The following is a 21440-nucleotide window of genomic DNA, read 5'->3' as shown; positions in this document are numbered from 1 at the left end:
GGGCGCCCCGCAGACGCGCCGCGAGGCCGGACGCTCGACCGTGGGGGGCGCCTCCGCCCGTTGCCCCGCCGGCATGCGCGCGGCGGCCGCCCGGCGCAGGGCGGCCGCCTCTTTCCGCGCCGGCCGGCTCAGTCGACCGCGCGTCCGGCGTGCACGACGAGCGCTCGGGAGTCCTGCTCCCAGAGGGCGGCGGGCTCCTGGAGCGGGTCCGCGGTCAGCAGGACGGCGTCGCCGTACGCTCCGAGACCCAGATGACCCGCGCGCTCATCGCGGAGGAGGGCGGCGTTGACCGTCGTCATCGAGCGCAGCGCCGCGGCGGCGCCGCTCGCCTCGACCTGCAGCCGCACGCCGCAGAGCTGGTCGTCCTCGAGCTCGCCCATGAGGTCGGTGCCGAAGCCGACCTGCACCCCCGCGGCAAGGGCGAGGCGCACGGCCTCCTGCCCGTGCGAGAGGACCTCGGCGTTCTTGGCGAGCGAGATCGCGTTGAGGCCGATCCCGGCTCCTCGGCGATCCATGGCGTCGTAGGCGGCGAGCGTCGGCACGAGGAACGCACCGGCGGCGGCCATGCGCCCGGCGGTCGACGCGTCGATCAGGTTGCCGTGCTCGATCGAGCGCACCCCGTTGTCGATCGAATGCAGCACGGCTTCGGACGAGTAGGCGTGCGCGGCGACGTAGGAGCCCTGCCGGGTCGCCTCGCCGACGACCGCGCGCAGCTCCTCCGCGGAGTACTGCGGCACCCGGATCGGGTCGGTGAGCGAGAACACCCCGCCGGAGGTCATGACCTTGATCGCGTGCGCGCCGGTGCGCAGCCGGTTGCGCACGGCGAGGCGCAGCGGCTCGACGCCGTCGACGATCTCGCACATGTGCCCGTGGCTGAAGCAGATGTCCACATGTGCGGAGCGCGGATCCCCGTGGCCGCCGGTCTGGCTCAGCGCAGGCCCGGTGAAGAGGTAGCGCGGGGCCTCGAAGAGGTCCGCGTCGATCGCGCGCGCCAGACCGATGTCGCCCCCTGCCACGTCGCGCACCGTGGTGAAGCCGCGGCGCAGCGCCGCACCGAGCCTTCGGGTGCCGTTGATCGCGGCGAAGCTCAGCGGGCCGCGCTCGTCCTCCAGCCCGTCCTGGCTCGTCGCGTAGGCGTGGAAGTGCGCGTCGATGAGGCCGGGGATGAGCCAGCGGCCTCGGCCGTCGATGGTCGTGGCGTGCTCGGCCGGGCGATCGGCGACCGCGCCGTCGGCGATGTGCAGGTCGCCCTCTTCGAAGCGCTCGCCGTTCCAGACGGCTGCTCCGAGGACGCTGAGGGATCCGGTGCGCATGGGGGTGCTCCTTTGCGGGGAAGGTGGGGATGCGAGTGGGAGGGGGAGGGGACGCTTCACGATACGACGGCGCCGCGACGTCAGCGCAGGCTGAAACCCTCGGGCAGCGGGTCGCCGTCGTCGAGGTCGAAGGTGCAGGATCCGACCCGGTGCGCGAGCCCGCGCACCTCCGGGATCACGCCCTCCGGGGTGCGGGCCGCGACCGTCGCGCGGAAGCGGGTCCCGATGATCGAGTCGTGCGTGAGCTCCTCACCGTCGCCGAGAGAGCCTGACGCATCCAGGAGGGCGACGCGCGCCGCCGTACCGGAACCGCACGGACTGCGATCGACCTCGCCGTCGGCGAACACGGTGACGTTGCGCTGCCAGGGCCCGCGCTCCGTGCGCCCGAGGTCGTCGAACAGGATCGTGCCGTACACGCCGCTGAGGCGGGTGTCGCCGAGCTGAGCGGCCGGATGCCGGTCGAGCGCCCACTTGATCTCGCGTCCGATGCGGATGAGTTCGGCCGTGTGCTCCGGGAGCACGGACAGCCCCAGGGCGGCGGCGGGCAGCGTCGCATACACGGCGCCTCCGAAGATCAGGTCGGCGTCGACGCGGCCGCGAGAGGTCTCCAGCGGGAGGCCGCGTGCGAGCACACGCGATTCGACGTTGCGGAAGACGACCTCCGTGATGCGCCCCTTCTCCTGCCGGACGAGGGCCTGCACGCGACCGCTCGGCACGTCGATCGTCACGGTCGTCTCGCCGTCCGGATCGGATGGCACCCGGCCGGTGCGGACGGCCCATGCGCCGAGCGCGATCGTGCCGTGTCCGCACGCCGTCGAGAAGCCGTCCTTGTGCCAGAACAGCACGCCGAAGTCGGCGCCGGGGTCGTCCGGGGGAGTGAGGAAGCCGCCGTACATGTCGTCGTGGCCGCGCGGCTCCAGGCAGAGGAAGCGCCGCACGTGGTCGGCCTCGCCGGTCATCGCCGCCACCCGGCGCTCGGCGACGGTGCCGCCGTGGGTCGGAACGCCCTCGACGATGCGGAACGGCTCGCCCGCGGTGTGCCAGTCCTCGGTCGTGATCATCATCGCTCCGCTCCAGTGCCGACGGCGCGTGCGGCGACGGCGAGATCCTGCCAGCCCATGCCGCAGGTCTTCACGATCCTGGGCCGGTCGCGCGCGGGGGAGACGTCACCGGTGAACAGCTCGTGCATCGTGACGAGGTCCTCCGGCCGCAGCGCACCGGCCTCCACCGCACGGATGACGTCCCCGGCCTCGGTCGCCGCGACGCGCCGGCTCTCCACGACGACCTGACCGCGGCCGAGCAGCGCGGCGGGCAGCTCCGCCTTGTCGCGCTCGTGCGAGCCGATCGCGACGACCACGGCATCGGTGCGGACCGCATCCGCGGGGAAGAGCGGATCGGTCGCCGTGGTCGCGCACACGATGAGGTCGGCGGTGACGAGATCCCGGACGGATCCGACACCGACCGCGGCGGCCGGCACGAGCGCCTGAACCTCCGCGACGGCGGCGGCCGTCCTGGCCGCATCCCGGCCGACCATCCGCACCGTGCGCAGGGAGCGGATGGTCGAGAGCGCCTGCACATGTCGCACGGCCTGGGGGCCGGCTCCGAAGACGACGAGGTCGCCGGCCGCGGACCCGGCGAGCACGTCGACCGCGGCCGCGCTCACGGCGGGGGTGCGCAGCGCGGTGAGCGCGGTGCCGTCGAGGACCGCGATCGGTGCGAGCGTGACGCCGTCGAGCACGATGTAGACGCCCTGGATGCGCTCCCGCCCCCGCGCCGGGTTGCCGGGGGCGACGGAGGCCAGTTTCTGTCCGACCATGCCCCCGAACGCTGCGGGCATGAGCAGAAGCTGCCCGTGCGGCACGTCCAGGATCGTGCGCGGGAGGTCGTCCTCGGGATCGAAGTCCCCGCGGAGCACCTCGCCGACGGCCCGGATCGCATCGGCCATGCTCACGCGGTCGGCGAGAGCAGTCGCATCGATGAGGGCGAGATCGGCGATGACATCGGGCATGGGTACAGCCTAGTCAGTAATATGTCATGTGGTACAGCTGTTCGACCGACGGCGCGACACGTGTTCCGCGTCGTTTCGCGACAAGGCCGGGGATCTGGCAGAATAGACAGCTGGATCGCCGCTCGACCCTCTATCCGGCCGTGATCCACCCGCAGAGCTTCCACCGGGTGTGCACCCCACGCTTCTGGTGATCAGTTCGTCTTCCTTCCACACCATTCAGGAGAATCGTGGCTGTCAAGATTCGTCTCAAGCGCCTGGGCAAGATCCGTGCGCCCTACTACCGCATCGTCGTCGCCGACTCGCGCACCAAGCGCGACGGTCGCGTGATCGAGGAGATCGGCAAGTACCACCCCACCGAGGAGCCCTCGTTCATCGAGGTCGACTCCGAGCGGGCGCAGTACTGGCTGTCGGTCGGCGCTCAGCCGACCGAGCAGGTCGCCGCCATCCTCAAGATCACGGGCGACTGGGGCAAGTTCAAGGGCGACAAGGACGCGAAGTCCACGCTCAAGGTCGCCGGCGAGAAGGTCGCCTTCGAGGCCGACTCGGCCAAGAAGTCCGTCATCAAGCCCAAGGTCGAGAAGAAGGAGACTCCCGCTGAGGAGGCTCCCGTCGAGACCCCCGCCGAGGACGCAGCCGAGGCTGCGGCCGACGCGGAGTAATTCGTCGTGCTGGCTGCCGCGCTCGAGCACATCGTCTCGGGGATCGTCGATCACCCGGAGGATGTCACCATCACCGCCACCTCGTCGCCCCGCGGCGACGTCCTCGAGGTGCACGTGCACCCCGATGACCGGGGGCGCGTGATCGGGCGCGGCGGCCGCACCGCCAAGGCCCTGCGCACGCTGATCACCGCGCTCGCGGACGGACGTCGCGTCCGCGTCGACGTCGCGGACGACTGAGCGTGGCCGTCACCGATCGCCCCGCCGGACGCAATCAGTTGCGCGTGGGGCGCCTCGTCAAGGCGCACGGGCTCAAGGGCGCACTCAAGCTCGAGCTGTACACCGACGATCCGGCCGGGCGCTTCGTCCCCGGTGCCGAGTTCACGTTGCAGGTGCCTGAGGCATCTCCGTGGCACGGCAAGTCCATCACCGTCCGCGAGTACCGGGTGATGAACGGCAGCTCCGTCGTCTTCTTCGAGGGCGTCGACGACCGCGATGCCGCCGAGGGCCTGGTCAAGGCGATCCTGTGGATCGATCAGGACGAGTCCGAGGAGCCTGAGGACGACGCCTGGTACGACCATCAGCTCACCGGGCTCGACGTCGTCCGCGACGACGTCGTCGTCGGCCGCGTGATCCGCGTCGATCACCTGCCCGCGCAGGATCTGCTCATCGTCCGGCCCGTTTCGGGTACCGGATCCGAGGTCATGGTCCCGTTCGTCTCGGCGATCGTGCCGACGGTGGACATCGCCGCGGGCCGGATCGTCGTCACGCCTCCCGCCGGGCTCTTCGAGGAGCTCGCCGAGGACGACGCGACCGCTTCGGCGCAGGATGCCTCCGAGCAGGACGCGCCCGGTGCGGATTGACGTCGTCTCGATCTTCCCGTCGTACTTCGACGGGCTGACCCTCTCCCTGCTCGGCAGGGCGCGGGACAGCGGGATCCTGGATCTGAACGTCCACGATCTGCGCGACTGGACCAGCGATCGGCACCGCACCGTCGACGACACGCCCTATGGCGGCGGCGCCGGCATGGTCATGAAGCCGGAGCCGTGGGGCCTCGCCCTCGATCAGCTCGCGTCCGCGCCCGTGCGCGCGGGGTCGGTCGCCGAGCCCGTCGGCCCGCGCCCCACCATCATCTTCCCCTCGCCGGCCGGCGAGGTGTTCCATCAGTCCACGGCCCGCGAGCTCGCGGACCACGAGCACCTCATCTTCGGGTGCGGCCGCTACGAGGGCATCGACGAGCGCGTGTTCGAAGAGGCTGCGGAGCTCGGCGAGGTGCGCCTGATCAGCCTCGGCGACTACGTGCTCAACGGGGGAGAGGTCGCCGTCATGGCGATGATCGAGGCGATCGGACGGCTCATCCCCGGAGTGGTCGGCAACCCCGAGAGCCTCGTCGAGGAGTCGCACGAGGACGGTCTGCTCGAGTACCCGTCGTACACCAAGCCGTCGGTCTGGCGCGACCGCGAGGTGCCGCCGATCCTGCTGAGCGGCAATCACGGCGCGATCGCCGCCTGGCGACGCGAGCAGCAGATCGAGCGCACCCGGCGGCGTCGTCCCGACCTCCTGCCCGACGAGGGCTGAGCGCCTTCCGCAGCCCGTCGGCTGTTAGCGTCGGGTCATGGTGGATGAGCGTCTGGCCCGGTCGTTCCGCAGCATCGGCGAGGACTACGATCGCCATCGCCCCGGCTTCCCCGTGGCGGCAGCAGACGAAATCGTCCCCCTCGGGGCGCCGACGATCCTCGATCTCGGTGCGGGCACCGGCAAGTTCACCGCGCTGCTGACCCCGCGCGCCACGCGTGTCATCGCCGTCGAGCCATCCGAGGCGATGCTCGGCGTTCTGCGCCGTCGTCTTCCCGACGTCGACGCGCTGGGCGGATCCGCGGAGCGGATCCCGGTCGCCGACGGAAGCGTCGACGTGGTGACGGTCGCGCAGGCGTTCCACTGGTTCGACCGGGAGGCCGCGTGCGCCGAGATCCGCCGCGTGCTGGTGCCTCAGGGCGTGCTGGGGCTCGTCTGGAACCGCTCGGATCCTGCCTGCGCCTGGGATCTCGCCTGCACGAGGGTCGCGCACCCCGCGCTCGGGAACGGGCTCTCCGGAGACGACGCGACGCGCGAATTGCTGCCTGGATTCGCATCACCGCGGGTCGAGCGGGTCCCCTGGCGCGAGCGCATCTCGCGTCAGGCCTATCTGGCGCGCTGGCTGACCGTCAGCTCGTTCCTGGCCGCCGCGGACGACGAGCGGGCGCGGATGCTCTCCGCGGTCGAGCGGATCCTGGATCGGGACCCTGAGACGGCAGGGCGTGAGGAGTTCGAGCTGCCGCAGGTCACCGACGTGTACGTGTACCGGGCGATCTGATCGGGGCCCGTCAGACGACGCGCTCTGCGCGAGTGATCTCGAAGACGATCCCATGCGGGTGGCGCAGGGCGAGCGCCTCCGCATGTCCGATTCCGCGCATCGCAGCGCGGAGCAGGCGGCCGATCATCTCGTGAGCGACGATCAGAGGCGTGCCCTCGCCGGCCCAGGAGCATTCGTGCAGGGCGCGGAGCGCCCGCGGGCGAGCGGAGGCGTAGCTCTCGCCGCCGGGGAACGCCCATCCGTAGCGGTTCTCCGATCGCAGGGCGCGGGTGCCGGGAGCGGCCTCCTCGAGTTCGTCCCAGGTGCGGCCGGCGAAGGACCCGTGGTGGACCTCGGCGAGTTCGTCGACGGCGACGACCTCGACGTCCAGGTGTGCCGCGACGATCTCCGCGGTCCGTCTGGCCCGTCCCAGCGGACTCGTGCAGATCACGCCGACCCCGGCGCCCTCGAGCCGTCGTGCGATCTCGTTCGCGTGCCAGATCCCGGCCTCGGTCAGCGGGGAGTCGAGCTGCCCCTGCAGTCTCCGCTCGCGATTCCACGCGGTCTGGCCGTGCCTGGCCAGGAACAGCCGCTCCGGCATCCGCAGGTCATGTCGGGACATGTCCACAGAATGGCACAGGCGCATGGCGCTGTGCAGATGCCGGCGCGGCGCCGGTGCGAGCCTTCGGCGGGGCGGGTCAGTCGACGCCGAGGAACGAGCGATCCGTGAGGATGACGGGGCCGTCCTCGGTGATCGCGATCGTGTGCTCGGAGTGGGATCCGCGGGAGCCGTCGGCGCTGCGCAGCGTCCAGCCGTCGGGGTCCGTCACCAGTTCGTCGGTGGTCGCGAGGAACCAGGGCTCGAGCGCCATCACCAGGCCGGCCCGCAGCGGGAAGCCGCGGCCGGGGCGTCCGTCGTTGGGGACGTGCGGGTCGCCGTGCATGATGCGGCCGACGCCGTGGCCGCCGAAGTCCGTGTTGATCGAGTAGCCCTCGCCGTGGGCGACGGCGGCGATCGAGGCGGAGATGTCGCCGATGCGATTGCCGACCACGGCAGCGGCGATCGCCGCATCCAGTGCGCGTTCCGTGGTGTCGATGAGGCGCAGGTCCTCGTCGCGGGGTGTGCCGACCACGAAGGAGACCGCGGAGTCGGCGACCCAGCCGTCGACCGAGACGGCGAAGTCGAGGGACACGAGGTCGCCGTCGCGCAGCGTGTAGTCGTGCGGCAGGCCGTGCAGCACGGCGTCGTTCACGGAGGTGCAGATGACCTTCCCGAAGGGGCTCGCGCCGAAGGACGGGTGGTAGTCGATGTAGCAGGACTCGGCGCCGGCCTTGCGGATCATGTCGTGGGCGCGGCGATCGATCGAGAGCAGGTTGGTGCCCACCTTGGTCTCGGCGCGCAGCGTCGCCAGCGTCTCCGCCACGAAGCGTCCAGCCGCCCGCATCTCCTCGATCTCGGCGGGGGTGCGCAGTTCGATCATTCCCAGTCCTCTCGTCGCATCCATTCTCTCCTACTGCGCGCACCGGGGACGCTCACAGCGAACGTGCGGATCCGGGCCCGCTGTCGCGACGTACCATCGCGGTATGTGGATCCGGCGCGCGTTCTTCTCCTGGCTGTTCCCGGCCGCTCTCGTGCTGCCGCTCTGGCTGTTCATCGGCTGGGGCGTGTTCCAGGCCGGCGGATGGGCGTTCCTCTGGGTGCTGTTCGTGGCCCTGCCGTCGGTGCTCGTGGGAGAGCTCGCCCTCGCGTTCCTGGTGCGCGCACGGCCCACCGTCCGTGAAGAGCGCGCGGTCTCCTGGCGCGACGTCCTCGGGTTCACCATCTGGCACGGCCTGACGATCGCGCTCGGCTTCTTCCCCGAGCATGCGTTCGGCTGGATCCTGACGGGGACGATCGTCGCGTTCCTCGGCCTGTTCTGGTCGACGCTCTGGCAGCTCTGGAAGGACGTGGCGGAGCGCGGGAGGTCGGCCTTCGTGATCGACCCCGACACCGTGCGCGCGACCGTCTACGGCGATCAGGGCGAGCCTGTGCGGGAGCGGGCGAGCCGCAACGGGGACGTCATCGTCATCACCGAGACCGGGAGCACCGGCGAGGGGCGCTCCGCGAGCTGAAGCCCCCGGCCGACGCGTCGCGCGGCGTTTTGGTGCGGGTCCGGATCCGTGGCAGAATAGCTGTTTGTGCCGTGACCCGGTTCTGCCTCAGGGGAACCCGCGGACGCCTTGTGCGCCGTTCGGTACCGACTTCCGATTTCATCCCTTCCCCATGCATGCGACCTGAGGCGAGTGCAGAGAGAGACGATCATGCAGATCCTCGACGTCGTCGACGCAGCTTCGCTCCGTTCCGACATCCCCGAGTTCTTCCCCGGCGACACCGTCAAGGTGCACGTCAACATCATCGAGGGCAGCCGCTCCCGTATCCAGGTCTTCCAGGGCGTCGTCATCGGCCGCTCGGGCGACGGCGTGCGCGAGACCTTCGTGGTCCGCAAGATCAGCTTCCAGGTGGGCGTCGAGCGCACCTTCCCGGTGCACTCCCCGGTGATCGACCACATCGAGGTCGTCACCCGCGGTGACGTGCGTCGCGCGAAGCTGTACTACCTCCGCAACCTGCGCGGCAAGAAGGCGAAGATCAAGGAGAAGCGCGACGCGCGCTGACCCCATCCGGCTTTCGAACAAGCGCCCCGAGACACGGCTCTCGGGGCGCTTGTTCATTCCCCGGACGTGAGAAGCTGGATGGCGCCGTCGAGTCGACGGCCGAGGTCTGTGAAGGATGGCGCATGACGGAAGAGATCGCGGCCGGATCCGCTGATGCGGTACGGGTGCAGACGACGCCGCGACGACGCGGCTGGGTGATCTTCCTCCGCGATGTCGTGGTGATCCTCCTCATCGCGGTGCTGGTCTCCTTCCTCGTGAAGACCTTCGTGGTGCGCAGCTTCTACATCCCGTCGGGCTCGATGGAGAACACGCTTCTCGTCAAGGACCGGATCCTGGTCGATGAGATCACCCCGCACTGGAACGGCTATCACCGCGGCGACGTCGTGGTCTTCAAGGATCCGGGCGGCTGGCTGCCGCCGGCACCGCCGGCACCGCCGCGGTCGCCGCTGCTGGAGGCCGGGGAGTGGTTCCTGACGCTGATCGGCGTGGCCGCCCCCGATTCCGACGACCATCTGGTCAAACGGCTCATCGGACTGCCCGGGGACCACGTCGTGTGCTGCAACTCGCTGGGACAGATCACCGTCAACGGGGCGCCGATCGACGAGTCCTCCTACCTCAAACCCGGAGTGGGCGATTCGCGCGCGTCCAGCATCCCGTTCGACGTCACGGTGCCGAAGGGCGCCGTGTGGGTGCTCGGCGACAACCGCACGCGCTCCGAGGACTCCCGGTACCACCAGGATCAGCCGGGAGGCGGGTTCGTGCCGATGGAGAACATCGTCGGGCGCGCATTCCTCACCACCTGGCCGTTCGACCGGTTCGGGCTCATCGACGGCCACTACGCCGTCTTCAACGGGGTGTCGAACCCGAAGCCGCAGGGGCGCCGTCGTGGCGGTCGTCGAGCCTAGCCTCGTCCTCGAGAGGCGCTTGCTGCGCGAGCACTCCCATCTGATCGCCCTGGACGAGGTCGGACGGGGAGCCCTCGCGGGTCCCGTCGCCGTGGGTGCCACGGTCGTGGATGCGGCCGCGGCGCGGCGCCGCGTGCCTCAGGGGCTGCGGGACTCGAAGCTGGTGCCGGAGAAGCGCCGGCCCGAGGTCGCCGAACGTGCAGGGGCCTGGGCGCCCGCGAGTGCGGTGGGGTGGGCCTCGAGCGCGGAGATCGACGAGGTCGGCATCATGCGCGCGCTCGGTCTCGCGGCTTCCCGCGCGATCATCGCCGCGTGCGGGGAGGCCTGGGATTCCTCGTCGGCACTCGTGATCCTCGACGGCAATCACGACTACGTCTCCGCCGTGCACCCCGGGCCTCTGACCGTGCGCTCGATCATCAAGGCGGACCGCGACTGCGCCTCCGTCGCGGCGGCGTCGGTCCTCGCCAAGGTGGCTCGGGATGCGCTCATGGTCGAGATCGCCCCCGAGTTCCCCGACTACCAGTGGGAGCGCAACAAGGGCTATGCGAGCGTCGAGCATCGCGAGGCGATCCGGCGGCGCGGCCTCACCCGTCATCACCGCTCGTCCTGGGCGATCGCCGACGCGCCCACCCTGTTCTGAGCGCTCGCGAGGATGCGGCCGTGCGCGGGCGGCTCTCGTAGGATGGGGGGATCATGGATGACGACGCCTTCGACGACTACGACCGTGAGCTCGAGCTCGCCCTGTACCGCGAGTACCGCGACGTGGTCCTTCAGTTCCAGTACGTGGTCGAGACCGAGCGCCGGTTCTACCTCGCGAACGAGGTCAACGTGGTACGCCGAGACACGGAGCACGACTTCTACTTCGAAGTGTCCATGAACGACGTCTGGGTGTGGGATATCTACCGCGCCGACCGATTCGTGAAGTCGGTGCGCGTGCTGACCTTCAAGGACGTGAACGTCGAGGAGCTCTCGCGCCGCGAGTTCGAACTGCCCCAGGAGCTCTCGCTCGACGGAGAGTGATCCGCCGCTGCCGCCGGGGAGGCCCTGCTCGCCGAGCGCACCGGGATCTGCCGAACGCACGGTATCGTCGCGTCGATAGCCCGTGCTCCCGGCGACAACCCGTGCCCTCGCCCCGGATCCGCGCCCCGACGCCTCATCCCCGCCGTGGGAGCACACCCCATCACCGAGTCGTCCCTGTGAACGCACGCCATAGGGTGCGCTGACGGGGACGACTCGAAGATGATCGTCCTCCACAGGGAGCTGTTTCCGGCGGTTCGGCACCGAGTGCGCGAACGCGGCTCCACGCGCCCTGAACGGCCCGCAGGCTGTCTGTCATGGCAGCCAAGGACGAGCTCGGACGTGCGGGGGAGGACCGCGCCGTCGAGCACCTGACCCGACTCGGATACCGGATCCTCGACCGCAACTGGCGATGCGAAGAAGGCGAGCTCGACATCGTCGCGCAGCGGGAGGGCGTGCTCGTCTTCGTCGAGGTGAAGACGCGGCGGACGCTGGACTACGGCCACCCCTTCGAGGCGATCGACGAGCGCAAGCGGAAGCGGTTGTGGCGTCTCGCGCACGTCTGGGTGCGCGCGCACCCGATGGCGAGCGCCGGGCGGGCGCTGCGGCTCGACGCGATCGGGATCGTGGGCGCGGATCCGGCCCTCGGAGGGCTCGAGCATCTGCGGGATCTGCGATGACCGCGCGCACCTGGTCCGTCGCGCTGACCGGGCTGAACGGGCACATGGTCGATGTCGAGGCCGACCTCTCGCAGCAGACTCCGGGCTTCGACCTCATCGGGCTCGCGGATCGCGCGCTCGGCGAGGCCGTACGGCGCGTGCACAACGCGTGCCGCAACAGCGGCCTCGACCTGCCCCGACGCAAGCTCACCGTGAACCTGTCGCCGGCGAGCCTGCCCAAACAGGGGACCGCATTCGACCTGGCCATCGCGATCGCGGCGTTCGGCACGGCCGGATCCCTCGATCCGGGCTCGCTCGCGCACACCGTGCATCTCGGCGAGCTCGGGCTGGACGGGAGGCTCCGTCCCGTCCCCGGTGTGCTGCCCGCACTGCACGCGGCACGGGAGGCCGGCTTCGAGCGCGTCGTCGTCCCGGTGGCGAACGAGGCGGAGGCCCGGCTGGTGCCGGGGCTCGACGTGCACGCTGCGGTGAGCCTCGCGCACGTGGCGGTGCTGCACGGGGCCGACCTCCCCGACCTCGGCGATCCGGAGCCGGTGCGGGCCGTGATGACGCTGGAATCGAGCGGTCCGGCGCCGGAGCTCGCCGACGTGATCGGCCAGGACCAGGCGGTCTCCGCCCTGGTCGCCGCCGCGGCCGGCGGGCACCACCTCCTCCTCTCCGGGCCGCCGGGAGCAGGCAAGACGATGCTGGCGCGCAGACTCGCCGGCATCCTCCCCGACCTGGACGAGGAGCTCGCCCTCGAAGCCGCATCGATCCGCTCGCTGATGGGGGAGAACCTCACCCGGTTGGACCGTCGCCCTCCTTTCGTCGCCCCTCACCACAGCGCTTCGGTCGCCGCACTGATCGGCGGCGGATCCAGGGCGGCCCGTCCGGGCGCGATCGCCCGCGCGCACGGCGGGCTGCTCTTCCTCGATGAAGCCGCCGAGGCTCCCGGCGGCGTCCTGGATGCGCTCCGCCAGCCTCTCGAGGCCGGCGTGATCGAGATCCACCGGGCGGCGTTCACGACGCGCTTCCCCGCGCGGTTCCAGTTGGTGCTCGCTACGAACCCGTGTCCCTGCGGGGCTTTCGGCGTGGTGGGCGAGGAGTGCATCTGCCCGCCATCCGCGATCCGGCGCTACGCGGCGAGGCTGTCCGGCCCGATCAGAGACCGACTCGACATCGAGGTGCGGGTCGCCCGCGTCTCCGCCACCCAGGTCACGACGCAGGAACGCGGCGCGCTCTCCACGGCCGAGGCTCGGAGACAGGTCGAGGGCGCCCGCGAACGCGCGGCGCGGCGATGGCGCGGAACGCCGTGGAGGCTCAACGCGCATGTGCCGGGCACCTGGCTGCGCCAGGGCGAGTTCCGGCTCCCGCTCGAGGCACGGGCGCCCCTGGATCGAGCGCTGCAGCGCGGCGCGCTCACACTACGCGGATACGACCGGGTGCTGCGCCTGGCGTGGTCGGTGGCCGACCTGGCGGGTGCGGACGCCCCCGGGCTTGCGCACGTGGGCCGGGCGCTGCTCCTGAAGAAGGGGATGACGGCATGAACAGCGCGGAACACAGGGGCGCGGGGGCCGCCGACGGCGCGACGCGACGCACGCCGAGCATCCCGCAGATGAAGACCCTGCTGAGGACGCTGCGCGAGAGCACCGACTTCCTCGCGGCGGCGGACCGGATCCGTCCCGATGCCGCGGAGCCCGACGTGCGCGACGGTCTGATCTGGAGTCTCATCACCGAGCCCGGCGACGGAGTGGCCGGAGCGCTCGTCGCGACGCTCGGCGCCACAGAGGCGCTGGAGGTGATGACGAGCGGGCAGGGCGGACCGGCGGAGCCCGTCGACGGTGAGCGTCCCGCGGCCGGCGCGCTGCGGGAGGGGCGCCGGCGATGGGCCCCGCGCCTCGATCCCGAACCGCATCTGGTCGGCCTGCGCGCCGCGGGGCGCAGGGGCGTGCGGCTCCTGCTCCCGTCGGATCCGGAATGGCCGGCCTCCGTGGCAGACCTCGGCGCGCACGCACCACTCGGGCTCTGGCTGCTCGGCGATGCGACGGCACTGGCACGACCCGGTGTGGCGCTCGTCGGCGCACGGGCCTCGTCGAGCTACGGGGAGCACGTGTCCGGAGAGTTCGCCGGAGGGCTCGCCGCGGAGGGGCACGTCATCGTCTCGGGAGGCGCCTACGGTATCGACGGCATCGCGCATCGCGCCGCGCTGCGCGCAGGGGGGACGACGGTGGCGGTGCTGGCCGGTGGCGTGGATCGTCCGTATCCGAGCGGGCACGCGCAGCTGTTCCAGCGGATCGCGGCGAGCGGCGCCCTCGTGAGCGAGGTCGCGTGCGGTGTCGCGCCGACCAAGTGGAGGTTCCTGGCGCGCAATCGGCTGATCAGCGCGTTCTCCGCCGCGACGGTGGTCATCGAGGCGGGACATCGCAGCGGATCCCTGAACACCGCGGGGCATGCCGCCGCGCTCGGCCGTCCGCTCGGCGCCGTGCCGGGGCCGATCACCTCGACGACGTCGGCCGGATGCCATCGGCTGCTGCGCGACTACGACGCGCGCTGCGTCACATCGGTCGAAGACGTGCGGGAGCTGCTCGGCGGAGTGCGTGTCGCGGCGACGCACAGCGCGGAGGATCCGGACATGGTGCGCCTCGCCGATGCCCTGAACGTGCGCGCGGCCCGCAGCAGCACGGAGCTGGCGCAACGAAGCGGGCTGAGCGTCGACCGGGTCGAGGCGCTCCTCGGAATCCTGGAGCTGGACGGCAGCGCGGTCCGCTCCGAACGCGGATGGCGCAGCGTCCTGCACTGAGCGAGGCCGGAGCGACGCAGGCTGGAGCGACGCAGGCTCGGAGCGCACCGGCATCGAGTCGGCACCCCGCCCGCGCGTACTCCGGACAAGGCGGCGCAGGGGAGCGCATGCTGGAGCCATGCGCGTATCCGAGGCCGCTGCGGCGTTCACGTCGCACCTGTCTCAGGTGCGACGGCTTTCCCCGGCGACGGTGCGCGCCTACCGTTCGGACCTGGCCGATCTCGCCGTCTCCACGGCGGATGCGGAACTCCCCGAGGTGGACCTCGAGGCGTTGCGCGACTGGTTGTGGCGGGCCACGCAGCGCGGCGATGCGCGTTCGACGCTGGCTCGGCGCACCGCGGCGGTGCGCTCGTTCTTCTCCTGGGCCACGGAGAACGGGCTCGTCACCGTCGATCCCGCTCTGCGTCTCGTCACGCCCAAGCGCGGGCGCACGCTGCCGGCCGTCGCCTCGGCCGACGCGATGCGGGTGCTGCTGGACGAGGCGCGCGACAGCGCACTCGACGGGGATCCGATCCGGCTGCGCGACAGCGCGATCCTGGAGCTGCTGTACGGATCCGGCATGCGCGTCTCCGAGCTGTGCGGCCTCGCCGTCGACGACCTCGACCTCGACCGGGGCACCGCCCGCGTGGTCGGCAAGGGCGACAAGGAGCGCGTCGTGCCGTTCGGCGCGCCGGCGCGCGACGCGGTCGCGAAGTACCTGCGCCGGGCGCGCCCCGTGCTCGTGGCGCGTGCCGAGCGGCCTGGACCCGCCTTGTTCCGGGGAGCAAGAGGGGGCACGCTCGGGCCGCGCACGGTGTACGAACTCGTCGCCCGCGTGCTCGCACCCGTCATCGGCGCGGAGACCGTGGGCCCGCACGCTCTTCGCCACTCCGCGGCCACGCACCTGCTCGACGGCGGGGCCGACCTGCGCGCGGTGCAGGAGATCCTCGGCCATGCGAGCCTCGGGACGACCCAGATCTACACGCACGTCTCGGCGGAGCGGCTGACCGCGAGCTACCGGCTCGCGCATCCGCGCGCCTGACCGCGATCGCCGGCGGCTCACACCGACGCGCCCCGGGGACACGGCGTCAGCATCCGTCGGATCCGCAGGGGAGCAGGACCGCACGCGGCACGCCGCCGAACAGCAGCATCGGATTGATGTAGGCGCCGTTCCACCGCACGCCGATGTGCAGCGCCCCGGGAGGCGTGTGCCCGCCGGAGGCGAGGGTCGCGATCCGGTCGCCTCGCCGGACCGCGGTGCCGGCGTCGAGGTCCGACTGCACGGGCTCGAGCGTGGTGACGAGTCCGTTCCCGTGGTCGATCGTGAGGAGCGGCCGGTCGACGACCGTGCCGCGGAACGCGATCGCCCCGGAGGCGGGCGCCCGCACCGCTCCCGCCGCCGCGACGTCCATCCCGCGATGGCCCGGCCCGTAATCGTGCACAGGGGCGCGGAACGGCGCGACCACCGTGCGGGGCCCCTCGACGGGCCACAGCCAGTCCCGGTCCGGCAGGGCGGACCCGGCCGACGCTGCGGCCGCGGACCCGGCGGACGCCACCGGGCCCGCTGCGGGCAGGAGCACCGGGACCAGCCCGCCGAGAAGCCCGGCCGCGACGGCGACCGTGATGAGCGAAGGGCGGCGGGTGACGGCCGGTGCCGCAGGACGACAGAGGGAACGGGGCATCCCCTGATCCTGCGCCGCTGGACCCGAACGCGGAGTCGCATGTACGCAACCGGTGCGGAGCGCGCGAGAGGGCCCGATTGTGTGGAGGGATTGCGAACGATCGGGGGCGCCGACCCTGATATGCTTGCAGGGCATCCCGTATGTCGGGGTGACTACGCGTGCCCACAGCGTTCAACGTGGCGAACACTCCACAGGTCTTTCGGAAGAGAGCGGAGTGCGCGCCGGGCACCAGGATCGCCGATCGCCCGATCGGCAGCTCAACCTCAACCAACAAGGAGTACGACCATGGCCGTCGTCACCATCCGCCAGCTGCTCGACAGCGGCGTTCACTTCGGACACCAGACCCGCCGGTGGAACCCGAAGGTGAAGCGCTTCATCCTCACGGAGCGCAGCGGGATCCACATCATCGACCTGCAGCAGTCGCTGGGCTACATCGACAAGGCCTACGACTTCGTCAAGGAGACCGTCGCGCACGGCGGCACCATCCTCTTCGTGGGCACCAAGAAGCAGGCCCAGGAGATCCTCGCCGAGCAGGCGACCCGCGTGGGCCAGCCCTTCGTGAACCAGCGCTGGCTCGGTGGCCTCCTCACCAACTTCTCCACCATCTCGAAGCGTCTCGCTCGCATGAAGGAGCTCGAGGAGCTCGACTACGAGACCCCGGCGAACAGCGGCTTCACCAAGAAGGAGCTCCTGCTCAAGAAGCGCGAGCTCGACAAGCTGCACAAGTCGCTGGGCGGCATCCGCAACCTGACCAAGACCCCGTCGGCGCTGTGGGTCGTCGACGCCAAGCGCGAGCACCTCGCCATCGACGAGGCCAAGAAGCTCGGCATCCCGGTGATCGGCATCCTCGACACCAACGCGGACCCGGATGACTTCCAGTACCCGATCCCCGGCAACGACGACGCGATCCGCTCCGTCTCGCTGCTGACGCGCATCATCGCCGACGCCGCGGCCGAGGGCCTGCAGCTCAAGCACAACCCCGAGGTCGGCGACGCCGAGCCGCTCGCCGAGTGGGAGCAGGAGCTGCTCGAGGGCGCCGAGGCGCAGACCGCTGCGACCGAGTCCGCCGCGGACGAGGCCGGCGCTGCCGCGCACGACGAGGCGATCGCCGCCGCTGCCGACGAGACGGTGACCGAGGTCGCCGCCGCCGAGGCGACCGAGGCCGAGTCCGCCGACAAGTAATCGCCCGTAGGTCGGCCGGCGGAAGCCGGCCGACCCGCAACCACCACGCACACACACGAAGCAAGGAGCCACCACAACATGGCCAACTTCACCATCGCCGACATCAAGGCGCTGCGTGAGCAGCTCGGCACGGGAATGGTCGACACCAAGAAGGCGCTCGAGGAGGCTGACGGCGACGTCGAGAAGGCCGTCGAGATCCTCCGCCTGAAGGGTGCGAAGGGCAACGCCAAGCGCGCGGACCGTTCCACCAGCGAGGGCCTCGTCGTCGCCCGTGAGCAGGACGGCGCCGTGACGCTCGTCGAGCTCGCCTGCGAGACGGACTTCGTCGCGAAGAACGACCGCTTCATCGCGCTGGCCGACAAGGTCGCCGACGCCGTGGCCGCCATCAAGGCGGACTCCGTCGAGGCGGCTCTCGCGGCCGACGCCGGCGGTCAGACCGTCGAGCAGCTGATCTCGGACGAGGCGGCGATCATCGGTGAGAAGGTCGAGCTGCGTCGCGTGGCGACCATCTCGGGCGACCACACCGAGGTGTACCTGCACCGCACGAGCAAGGACCTCCCGCCGCAGATCGGCGTGGTCGTCGCCTACACGGGTGGCGACGCGGAGACCGCTCGCAGCATCGCCCAGCACATCTCGTTCGCGAACCCCTCCTACCTCACCCGTGAGGACGTCCCCGCTGCGGACGTGGAGAAGGAGCGCGAGATCGTCACCGAGATCTCCCGCAACGAGGGCAAGCCCGAGGCCGCCCTGCCGAAGATCGTCGAGGGTCGCGTGACCGCGTTCTTCAAGCAGGTCGCCCTGCTCGAGCAGGACTACGCCAAGGACAACAAGCTGTCCGTGGGCCAGGTCGCGAAGGACGCCGGTCTGAACGTGACCGGCTTCGCCCGCTTCAAGGTCGGCGCGTAACGTCATCGAAGGGGTTCGGATCCACCAGGATCCGAACCCCTTCGTCATGCCCCGGGTCTCGATGCGCCGCGCGGCGCATCTCCCGAGTTCTCCGTGCTCGCGCACGGTAGTTTGTTCCACGGATGAGAGGAAGCACTCCATGACCGAACGACAGGGTCGACGTCGCGTCGTCCTCAAGCTCTCCGGTGAGGCCTTCGGCGGCGGCCAGCTCGGGGTCAACCCCGACATCGTCAGCCAGATCGCCCGCGAGATCGCCGCAGCCACCGACCGCGTCGAGATCGCCGTCGTCGTCGGCGGCGGCAACTTCTTCCGCGGTGCGGAGCTGAGCCAGCGCGGCATGGACCGCTCCCGCGCCGACTACATGGGCATGCTCGGCACCGTCATGAACGCGCTCGCGCTGCAGGACTTCCTGGAGCAGGCCGGCGCGTCGCCGCGCGTGCAGTCCGCGATCGCGATGACCCAGGTCGCCGAGCCGTACCTGCCGCTGCGCGCGGAGCGGCACATGGAGAAGAGCCGCGTCGTGATCTTCGGCGCCGGCGCGGGCCTGCCGTACTTCTCCACCGACACGGTCGCCGCGCAGCGCGCGCTGGAGATCGGCGCCGACGAGGTCCTCGTCGCCAAGAACGGCGTGGACGCGATCTACACCGCCGACCCCAAGACCGACGCGTCCGCGGAGCGGATCGAGGAGATCACCTTCCAGGATGCGCTTGTGCGCGGCCTCAAAGTCGTCGACTCCACGGCCTTCAGCCTCTGCATGGACAACGGCATGGACATGCGGGTGTTCGGCATGGAGCCCGCGGGGAACATCACCCGTGCTCTGCTGGGCGAGCCGATCGGAACCCGCGTCATCGCCTGAACGCGACGGATCCCCGGACCGCGCCGCACGACGTCCGGCCGGGGATCCGTGCATCCTCCCCGATAGACTGGGGACGCAACCCCCCTGACGAATAGGAGCCACCGTGATCGCGGATGTCCTCGCCGACACCACCTCCCGCATGCAGCGCGCCGTCGAGGCCGCCAAGGAGGACTTCAGCACGGTGCGCACCGGCCGTGCCAACCCGCAGATGTTCCAGAAGGTCCTGGTGGACTACTACGGCACGCCCACCCCGCTCGCGCAGCTCGCGTCGCTGGCGAACCCCGAGGCGCGTTCGCTGATCATCACCCCGTACGACAAGTCGGCGCTCAAGGCCATCGAGCAGGCGGTCCGCGACATGCCGAACCTGGGCGCGAACCCCACCAACGACGGCAACATCGTGCGCGTCACGATGCCCGAGCTCACGGCGGACCGCCGCAAGGAGTACGTCAAGCTCGTGAAGAGCAAGGGCGAGGACGCGAAGGTCCACGTCCGCGGCATCCGTCGCAAGGCCAAGGACGAGCTGGACGGCCTGAAGAGCGATCTCGGCGAGGACGAGATCGCCCGCGGCGAGAAGGAGCTCGATGCCCTCACGCGCCAGCACGTCGACCTCATCGACGAGGCTGTCAAGCGCAAAGAGGCCGAGCTGCTCGAGGTCTGAGACCGTCCATGAGCACCCCGTCCGACGACGACGACGCGTCGAGGATCCCTCCGCGACCACCGCTTCCGCCGCGTGCCGGCGAGAACCCGGCCGCACGCGCCGGCGACGGTCAGCAGACGCGCACCGGCGACAACCTGCAGGCTCAGTTCCGGGCGAAGAAGGCGGAGCTCGAGACGCACGTCTCGCATGCCCGTGATCAGCTGGACCAGGCCAACGAGCGCATCAAGGAGCGCACCGGCCGCGACCTCGTCGTCGCCATCGGCGTCGGCCTGCTGATCGGCGGCGTGATCCTCGCGTCTCTGCTGTTCGCGAAGTGGTCCTTCGTCGTGATCGGCCTCGCGATCATCCTGCTCGCCGTCTGGGAGCTCGTGCTCGCGCTGCGCAGCGGCGGGCGCAAGGTGGATCTGTGGCCTCAGCTGGTGCTCGGCGCCTTCCTGGCCGCCGGCGGCTATTTCGCCGACCCCTGGCTGACCTGGGTGATGCTGTTCGTCGCCGTGTTCGGAGTCGTCGTCTGGCGCCTCGTCGGGCAGATGGTCGCGAAGGACGGGCGCACCTATGGTGACGTCCTGACGGACGCGATGGCCGGCGGGTTCATCCAGGTGTACGTGCCGTTCCTCGGAGCCCTCGTGCTGATGCTCCTGCGCCAGCCGCGCGGCGAGTGGTGGGTGCTCTCGCTCATCGTCGTGGTGGTCGTGGCCGACACCTGCGCCTACGCCTCCGGTCTGCTGTTCGGACGCGGCGGACGCCATCCGATGGCGCCGCGGGTGAGTCCGAAGAAGACCTGGGAGGGGTTCGCCGGCGCCGTCGTCGGATCCCTCGTCGCAGGCGCTCTCGTCGGCGTCTACCTCCTCGGCGTGCCGTGGTGGGCCGGACTCATCGTCGGCGCCTGCCTGGTCGCCTCGGCGACCGTCGGCGACCTCGCCGAGTCGCTGCTCAAGCGCGATCTCGGCATCAAGGACATGAGCTCCTGGATCCCCGGACACGGCGGACTGCTGGACCGGCTGGACAGCATGCTCCCCTCCGCCGTCGTCGCCCTCGCCCTGTATTTCCTCCTCACCCCTCTGGCGGCAGCATGACCGATTCCGCACGTTCCGACCGCGCCGCCTCCGGCGCCGCCGCGAGCTTCCCCGTGGTCCCTCGGCGCGAGAAGGGCTACCAGCGCGCCGCCGTGGACACGTTCCTGGCGCGCGCACGCGGCGCATTCGAGGACGACGCCGAAGGGGTCGGATCCGCAGACATCCGCGGGGCCTCCTTCCCGCTGGTGCGCGGCGGGTACGACATCGCCGCCGTCGACGCCGCACTGGCCAGGGTCGAGGAGGCGTTCGCGCAGCGGGAGCGAGCTCTCGTCGTCTCGACGGACGGGGCCTCCGCGTGGGTCGGAAGGGCTCGCACGGATGCACAGGTGATCCTGGATCACCTCAGCCGTCCTCAGGGACGGAAGTTCGCGCGGACCGGGATCCTCACCTTCGGCTACCGGATCGACGAGGTGGATCACGTCGCGAAGAGGATCGTGCGCTTCCTCCGCGACGGTGACGCGCTGACCGCGGAGCAGGTGCGTCAGACCGCGTTCCGGATGCAGCGTCGCGGCTATCGGGAGGAGCAAGTCGACGCGCTGCTCGACGCGACGATCGACGTGCTGCTCGCGATCCGCTGAGCCCGGCGAATGCGGTGGGGGGAGCGTCTCGCGGCGATTCTCATGGCGAATTCAGCTTCGGCTGGCTAAACTCGGAGCCATTGTGACTCCCGATAACGATTCGATTGCGGCGCGCTCCCGAACCGCCGCGCAGAACGACGCAGCCACAGCATCCCGCTCGAATGCGAAGGCGCACCCGGGT

General features: G+C 70.8%; 26 protein-coding genes. 20 read left to right on the top strand and 6 right to left on the bottom strand.

Features of this window, described 5'->3' with window-relative positions:
• Positions 1-128: 128 nt before the first annotated feature.
• The 3 genes from ACIPY5_RS02505 to ACIPY5_RS02495 all read right to left on the bottom strand — a co-directional run bounded on the left by ACIPY5_RS02505 (position 129) and on the right by ACIPY5_RS02495 (position 3321).
• On the bottom strand, positions 129-1313 hold the full coding sequence (locus ACIPY5_RS02505) for an amidohydrolase family protein (protein WP_400966272.1): 1185 nt from the start codon (positions 1311-1313) through the stop codon (positions 129-131).
• Between the two features lie 80 nt (positions 1314-1393).
• A complete protein-coding gene (locus ACIPY5_RS02500; RefSeq protein WP_400966269.1) occupies positions 1394-2377 on the bottom strand; it encodes a proline racemase family protein in 984 nt (327 codons plus the stop codon).
• Positions 2374-3321, bottom strand: a complete 948-nt coding sequence (locus tag ACIPY5_RS02495) for an ornithine cyclodeaminase family protein (RefSeq protein WP_400966266.1) — start codon at positions 3319-3321, stop codon at positions 2374-2376. Before ACIPY5_RS02495 ends, ACIPY5_RS02500 begins: the two co-directional genes overlap by 4 nt.
• 227 nt (positions 3322-3548) lie before the next feature.
• On the opposite strand from ACIPY5_RS02495, the gene rpsP reads away from it, so the two are divergent.
• The 5 genes from rpsP to ACIPY5_RS02470 are packed head-to-tail and all read left to right on the top strand — an operon-like array spanning position 3549 to position 6330.
• Positions 3549-3980, top strand: coding sequence for a 30S ribosomal protein S16 (rpsP, locus tag ACIPY5_RS02490; protein ID WP_309357421.1), 432 nt, complete (start codon positions 3549-3551; stop codon positions 3978-3980).
• 6 nt (positions 3981-3986) lie between these two features.
• Positions 3987-4217: an RNA-binding protein gene (locus tag ACIPY5_RS02485; RefSeq protein WP_045273224.1), complete on the top strand. Its 231-nt coding sequence runs from the start codon at positions 3987-3989 to the stop codon at positions 4215-4217.
• Between the two features lie 2 nt (positions 4218-4219).
• Positions 4220-4840 carry a ribosome maturation factor RimM gene (gene rimM, locus ACIPY5_RS02480; RefSeq protein WP_309357422.1) on the top strand — a complete coding sequence of 207 codons (621 nt, stop codon included), beginning with the start codon at positions 4220-4222 and terminating at the stop codon, positions 4838-4840.
• Positions 4830-5555 (top strand): tRNA (guanosine(37)-N1)-methyltransferase TrmD, encoded by a 726-nt coding sequence (gene trmD / locus ACIPY5_RS02475; protein WP_400966261.1) that lies wholly within the window; start codon positions 4830-4832, stop codon positions 5553-5555. The genes rimM and trmD overlap by 11 nt, the downstream gene beginning before the upstream one ends.
• Positions 5556-5592: 37 nt before the next feature.
• The gene (locus ACIPY5_RS02470; protein ID WP_400966258.1) at positions 5593-6330 is read left to right on the top strand and encodes a class I SAM-dependent methyltransferase; all 738 of its coding nucleotides are present in this window, start codon (positions 5593-5595) and stop codon (positions 6328-6330) included.
• A 10-nt stretch (positions 6331-6340) separates the two neighbouring features.
• Here ACIPY5_RS02470 and ACIPY5_RS02465 read toward each other — a convergent pair whose 3' ends face one another.
• The gene (locus tag ACIPY5_RS02465) at positions 6341-6931 is read right to left on the bottom strand and encodes a histidine phosphatase family protein (protein ID WP_400966255.1); all 591 of its coding nucleotides are present in this window, start codon (positions 6929-6931) and stop codon (positions 6341-6343) included.
• Between the two features lie 76 nt (positions 6932-7007).
• Positions 7008-7790, bottom strand: a complete 783-nt coding sequence (gene map, locus ACIPY5_RS02460; protein ID WP_400966252.1) for a type I methionyl aminopeptidase — start codon at positions 7788-7790, stop codon at positions 7008-7010.
• Positions 7791-7893: 103 nt separating this feature from the next.
• Here map and ACIPY5_RS02455 point away from each other — a divergent pair, with 103 nt between their 5' ends.
• The 9 genes from ACIPY5_RS02455 (at position 7894) to ACIPY5_RS02415 (ending at position 15363) form a co-directional block, all read left to right on the top strand.
• Complete coding sequence (locus ACIPY5_RS02455; RefSeq protein ID WP_400966249.1) at positions 7894-8421, top strand: MFS transporter permease; 528 nt, start codon at positions 7894-7896, stop codon at positions 8419-8421.
• A gap of 189 nt (positions 8422-8610) precedes the next feature.
• Positions 8611-8961 (top strand): 50S ribosomal protein L19, encoded by a 351-nt coding sequence (rplS, locus tag ACIPY5_RS02450; protein WP_045273220.1) that lies wholly within the window; start codon positions 8611-8613, stop codon positions 8959-8961.
• Between the two features lie 122 nt (positions 8962-9083).
• The gene (gene lepB / locus ACIPY5_RS02445) at positions 9084-9866 is read left to right on the top strand and encodes a signal peptidase I (protein ID WP_309341529.1); all 783 of its coding nucleotides are present in this window, start codon (positions 9084-9086) and stop codon (positions 9864-9866) included.
• Positions 9847-10506 carry a ribonuclease HII gene (locus tag ACIPY5_RS02440; RefSeq protein ID WP_400966244.1) on the top strand — a complete coding sequence of 220 codons (660 nt, stop codon included), beginning with the start codon at positions 9847-9849 and terminating at the stop codon, positions 10504-10506. Before lepB ends, ACIPY5_RS02440 begins: the two co-directional genes overlap by 20 nt.
• 53 nt (positions 10507-10559) lie before the next feature.
• Entirely contained in the window at positions 10560-10886 is a 327-nt protein-coding gene (locus ACIPY5_RS02435; protein WP_045273217.1) for a DUF2469 family protein, read from the top strand.
• 314 nt (positions 10887-11200) lie between these two features.
• A complete protein-coding gene (locus ACIPY5_RS02430) occupies positions 11201-11563 on the top strand; it encodes a YraN family protein (RefSeq protein WP_400966240.1) in 363 nt (120 codons plus the stop codon).
• Positions 11560-13089, top strand: coding sequence for a YifB family Mg chelatase-like AAA ATPase (locus ACIPY5_RS02425; protein ID WP_400966237.1), 1530 nt, complete (start codon positions 11560-11562; stop codon positions 13087-13089). The genes ACIPY5_RS02430 and ACIPY5_RS02425 overlap by 4 nt, the downstream gene beginning before the upstream one ends.
• Entirely contained in the window at positions 13086-14342 is a 1257-nt protein-coding gene (gene dprA / locus ACIPY5_RS02420; RefSeq protein WP_400966234.1) for a DNA-processing protein DprA, read from the top strand. Before ACIPY5_RS02425 ends, dprA begins: the two co-directional genes overlap by 4 nt.
• A gap of 118 nt (positions 14343-14460) precedes the next feature.
• Entirely contained in the window at positions 14461-15363 is a 903-nt protein-coding gene (locus ACIPY5_RS02415; protein WP_400966231.1) for a tyrosine recombinase XerC, read from the top strand.
• Between the two features lie 46 nt (positions 15364-15409).
• Here ACIPY5_RS02415 and ACIPY5_RS02410 read toward each other — a convergent pair whose 3' ends face one another.
• Complete coding sequence (locus ACIPY5_RS02410; protein ID WP_400966228.1) at positions 15410-16003, bottom strand: peptidoglycan DD-metalloendopeptidase family protein; 594 nt, start codon at positions 16001-16003, stop codon at positions 15410-15412.
• Positions 16004-16288: 285 nt separating this feature from the next.
• On the opposite strand from ACIPY5_RS02410, the gene rpsB reads away from it, so the two are divergent.
• The 6 genes from rpsB to ACIPY5_RS02380 all read left to right on the top strand — a co-directional run bounded on the left by rpsB (position 16289) and on the right by ACIPY5_RS02380 (position 21259).
• Positions 16289-17185 carry a 30S ribosomal protein S2 gene (rpsB, locus tag ACIPY5_RS02405; protein ID WP_400966225.1) on the top strand — a complete coding sequence of 299 codons (897 nt, stop codon included), beginning with the start codon at positions 16289-16291 and terminating at the stop codon, positions 17183-17185.
• 78 nt (positions 17186-17263) lie between these two features.
• Entirely contained in the window at positions 17264-18091 is an 828-nt protein-coding gene (tsf, locus tag ACIPY5_RS02400) for a translation elongation factor Ts (RefSeq protein ID WP_309337362.1), read from the top strand.
• 139 nt (positions 18092-18230) lie between these two features.
• Complete coding sequence (gene pyrH, locus ACIPY5_RS02395) at positions 18231-18947, top strand: UMP kinase (protein WP_251440384.1); 717 nt, start codon at positions 18231-18233, stop codon at positions 18945-18947.
• Positions 18948-19050: 103 nt separating this feature from the next.
• On the top strand, positions 19051-19605 hold the full coding sequence (gene frr, locus ACIPY5_RS02390) for a ribosome recycling factor (protein ID WP_309337356.1): 555 nt from the start codon (positions 19051-19053) through the stop codon (positions 19603-19605).
• Positions 19606-19613: 8 nt separating this feature from the next.
• Entirely contained in the window at positions 19614-20681 is a 1068-nt protein-coding gene (locus ACIPY5_RS02385; RefSeq protein WP_400966220.1) for a phosphatidate cytidylyltransferase, read from the top strand.
• Positions 20678-21259, top strand: coding sequence for a DivIVA domain-containing protein (locus ACIPY5_RS02380; RefSeq protein ID WP_292718250.1), 582 nt, complete (start codon positions 20678-20680; stop codon positions 21257-21259). Before ACIPY5_RS02385 ends, ACIPY5_RS02380 begins: the two co-directional genes overlap by 4 nt.
• Positions 21260-21440: the final 181 nt, after the last annotated feature.

The sequence above is a fragment of the Microbacterium sp. NPDC089698 genome (assembly GCF_044749045.1).
GTDB lineage: Bacteria > Actinomycetota > Actinomycetes > Actinomycetales > Microbacteriaceae > Microbacterium.
The sequence above is the reverse complement of the archived record's forward strand: the minus strand, read 5'-3'. Positions and strand labels throughout refer to the sequence as shown.